Origin of the sequence: Bacillus sp. ATD, assembly GCF_050585765.1 — a bacterium.
In the GTDB taxonomy this organism is placed as follows: domain Bacteria; phylum Bacillota; class Bacilli; order Bacillales; family Bacillaceae; genus Bacillus; species Bacillus stercoris.
Map to the genome: position 1 here is coordinate 1 of NZ_JBOBQH010000020.1, position 3,070 is coordinate 3,070.

5 protein-coding genes are annotated in these 3,070 nt (G+C 35.3%); 4 read left to right on the top strand and 1 reads right to left on the bottom strand.

Annotated features, from left to right (window positions below; genetic code table 11):
• Positions 1–524 precede the first annotated feature (524 nt).
• The gene (locus ACQXR1_RS22025) at positions 525–917 is read right to left on the bottom strand and encodes a hypothetical protein (RefSeq protein WP_430772871.1); all 393 of its coding nucleotides are present in this window, start codon (positions 915–917) and stop codon (positions 525–527) included.
• Positions 918–1,380: 463 nt separating this feature from the next.
• On the opposite strand from ACQXR1_RS22025, the gene ACQXR1_RS22030 reads away from it, so the two are divergent.
• The 4 genes from ACQXR1_RS22030 (at position 1,381) to ACQXR1_RS22045 (ending at position 2,958) form a co-directional block, all read left to right on the top strand.
• On the top strand, positions 1,381–1,620 hold the full coding sequence (locus tag ACQXR1_RS22030) for a helix-turn-helix domain-containing protein (protein WP_033881587.1): 240 nt from the start codon (positions 1,381–1,383) through the stop codon (positions 1,618–1,620).
• 122 nt (positions 1,621–1,742) lie between these two features.
• A complete protein-coding gene (locus tag ACQXR1_RS22035; protein WP_134983614.1) occupies positions 1,743–2,024 on the top strand; it encodes a hypothetical protein in 282 nt (93 codons plus the stop codon).
• A 40-nt stretch (positions 2,025–2,064) separates the two neighbouring features.
• Entirely contained in the window at positions 2,065–2,289 is a 225-nt protein-coding gene (locus ACQXR1_RS22040) for a hypothetical protein (RefSeq protein ID WP_430772872.1), read from the top strand.
• A 363-nt stretch (positions 2,290–2,652) separates the two neighbouring features.
• A complete protein-coding gene (locus tag ACQXR1_RS22045) occupies positions 2,653–2,958 on the top strand; it encodes a hypothetical protein (RefSeq protein ID WP_430772873.1) in 306 nt (101 codons plus the stop codon).
• Positions 2,959–3,070 lie beyond the last annotated feature (112 nt).

The following is a 3,070-nucleotide window of genomic DNA, read 5'->3' on the forward strand; positions in this document are numbered from 1 at the left end:
CCCAAACAAGCCTACTGTGTCAAGTGTCCCTAACAGGTTTGGAAGTCCAAAATTGGACTCTCCTACTTGTGGCTTGTCCTGCATCGTCAGAAACGATACACCCTTCCTTCGTCAGCACTTAATGGCAGCTTTCGCCTTTCAGATGCATGTGTAAATAGGGAAGCACAGAAGGCATCCTATCCTCATTTATTGCGTCGGCTGAGTCACTACCCTGTCAAGTTTTACGTGTGTTAGCGCATTCCACGGCAGTCTGATCCTTAAAAAAGGCATCACTAAAGACAACACCTTAATTCAGGAGTAGACTGACTGTATTTAATTGTAAGGAGTCGCATTACACGACCCCCTTGATTAAATTGTTAATTTTAAATACAATAGAATTGCATAGTATTGACCAAGATTAGGAGAGTGTTCCAGCACTCCCTAATCATCCAAACCAAGCTATAAACTGGATACATATAGCCGGCACAGCTACAAGTAATACTCCAAAAGCAACCTTACAGAACCACTCGTTATGTACCTCGGTTTTATTCATCAGCGTCAGCTTCCTCTACGTCATACTCACCAATTTCACATAAATTGTCGCTAACTCTTGGGATAACCGTTTGTCCTCCGCCCATTTCAAACATCACATGTATATGATCAATTGCCATTTGCAACGTTGACTCTAAATTGTCTCTTGCGTCCTCTTCACTTTCACCATCTATATTGAAGGAAACTGGAATTGAAATATCGGTATGTATGTTGAAGCGCTTTGTAGGCGCTCCATTATTGTTTGTTTCAATGAAATTAACTTCTTCTGATTTGTTATTCAGGATGAAATGGTGAAAGTGATTAGCTATATCCTCAAAGCGTTCCTCGTTAGAGATTGTCCCTAAGCTCGCTACGTTAGTTCCTACAGTGTGTCGGTTAATTTGCATTGTCAGTATCCCCTTTAGTATGTTTTGTTTTTGTCTAACAACTGAAAGCCTTCTAATGTAATTAGCTCTCGATTATCAATAAGTGCATCCCATAAGGTTGTGTGAAGCAGTTTATCAACTACTGCATTAGTCAGAGTGACAAGACTTTTGTATTGAATATCTTCGGCCAAGAAATCTGAATGAAGCCTATCATACAGTCCATCTCCTCTTTTTAAGACTTGATATAGATGAACTTGACCATCTTCACCAGCTATTGCGAACTGCTTATAAAAGAGTATTGCGGGTAAATTACCTAAGTCTTTTCTGTGGATGATTATGCGCCTCAATATTATCACTTATTGTTAATCCCTATTTATTTAACTCCTTATGTTAATAATATATCATCATTTGTTTAACGCCAAGCGTTAAATCGTCATTATTTTTTGCGTTGGTTTGTGGTATTATTATTTGGAGGTGAATACTTTTGATCAAATTTAAATTAGATAAACTATTAGAAAAACACGATAAATCAATGTATTGGCTTTCTAGAAAAACAGAAATAAGACCAAATACTATTAGTAAATGGGTTAATAATGAGCAACTGAGCGAAGAAGAAAAAGTAAAATCTATAAATGTTGAAGCGTTAGACAGAATTTGCAAAGTGTTAAATTGCAAACTGGAAGATGTTATTGAATTTGTCGAGGATGATCCTAAAGACTCTTAAGCAAAAGTATTGCTTTTATTTTTTAATTCGTTAAACAAAACCATTGAAATATTCGATTGTCGGAATTTCCGATAATCAAAAGTATTGCAATAGCTGTTATACTGTATGGAGAGGTGAACGGGATGGAGAATAATATGCTTCAAGCAATATTGGATGAGATAAAGAAAATTGATAACAAAATTGATGGTGTATCATCTGAATTAAAGTCATTTAAAGAAGAGATGAATGAATTCAGAGAAGAAACAAAGAAGGAATTCAATCAGATTAACGTTAAATTAGACAGACTTGAAGAAAATCAGCCTCAAGATATTACAGCTCATCTTAAACAGCTACAGAATGTAGATAATAAAACGGAGTTATTGAATAAGAGATTGTTTGATGTTGAAAGTCGATTGAAGAACTAATTGCCACAATTGGCAATGATCAAACAAGGGGATGGGATAAATGAAAATCAAATATTCAATTGTCTCACTGCTTTTGAGCCTTTTCACATTCTTTCTGCTCCAAGTTGCAGATCGTCTCAAAGATGTAATACTAACTGCTTCAACAGTTGATACAGATGAAAGTATGATTGATCAAAGTCTACTCGAAAGCAGTTTAGTTATCATCGCTACCATTTTTTTAATTTTAAGTGTTGTTTTTTATTACACCCATCCGAAAGAGAAATAGCATGATGAGCAATCATATCCTTTTATTACTTTTTAATATAGGAGGAAGATTAATGGATATACCAATGTGGGCCTATATAGTGGTTGGCATTCTTGCTATTGCCGGATTTATAAGTGTTATGTGGTTTTCTTTATTCCTAGATAAAAGTGAAAAAAATAAGCAGGCTTAATGCCTGCTTTTATTATTTGATTAATAGAAAGGAATTGAAGTTCCTTAGAATAGATCTTTGGTAAACGTCTTCAGAGTAAAGCAACGGGGAAAATAATGAGAAGTTTGTTCAAGTAATCTACACTGACTGAGCTCCCACATTTTTCATTTGATATGTGCTATGCTTTTTACATACCAAATAAAGGGGGCGTTCAATTGACAACTTCTCATGAAATTTTTGTTTATGTAGGGAATGAATTTAAACGTTCAAAAAGCTTCAGATCACGTAGAGAAGCATGTAAATTCCTTGAAAGTATTAGATTAAAGTTTGAAGATAAAGAGGTATTGCCATCGGATGAGGGATTCCCACGATTCAACGTCTATGTAAAGTATTGTCATAGTTACCTGGGGGTAGTAAGAAAAGGTATAATGGCCCCACTTGGTACGCCTCATAGCCATTTCCCTGCAGAATTAGAAGGTGAAATATTGACGTTTATGGAAGAAGAATACCTAAAACGATAAATAAAAACCCCTTCACATTATTGTGAGGGGGTTATTTTATTTAGTCTTAATACTTCTCAGAAAAGCACTTCTGTTCTCAGTGGCATTTGTCAGCATTTTTGCATTTTCATTA

What these genes read in the sequence shown, in the direction of transcription:
- ACQXR1_RS22035 (WP_134983614.1), top strand. Translation starts at nt 1,743, where the DNA reads ATGGAGAATAATATGCTTCAAGCAATATTGGATGAGATAAAGAAAATT.
- ACQXR1_RS22025 (WP_430772871.1), bottom strand. Translation starts at nt 917, where the DNA reads ATGCAAATTAACCGACACACTGTAGGAACTAACGTAGCGAGCTTAGGG.
- ACQXR1_RS22040 (WP_430772872.1), top strand. Translation starts at nt 2,065, where the DNA reads ATGAAAATCAAATATTCAATTGTCTCACTGCTTTTGAGCCTTTTCACA.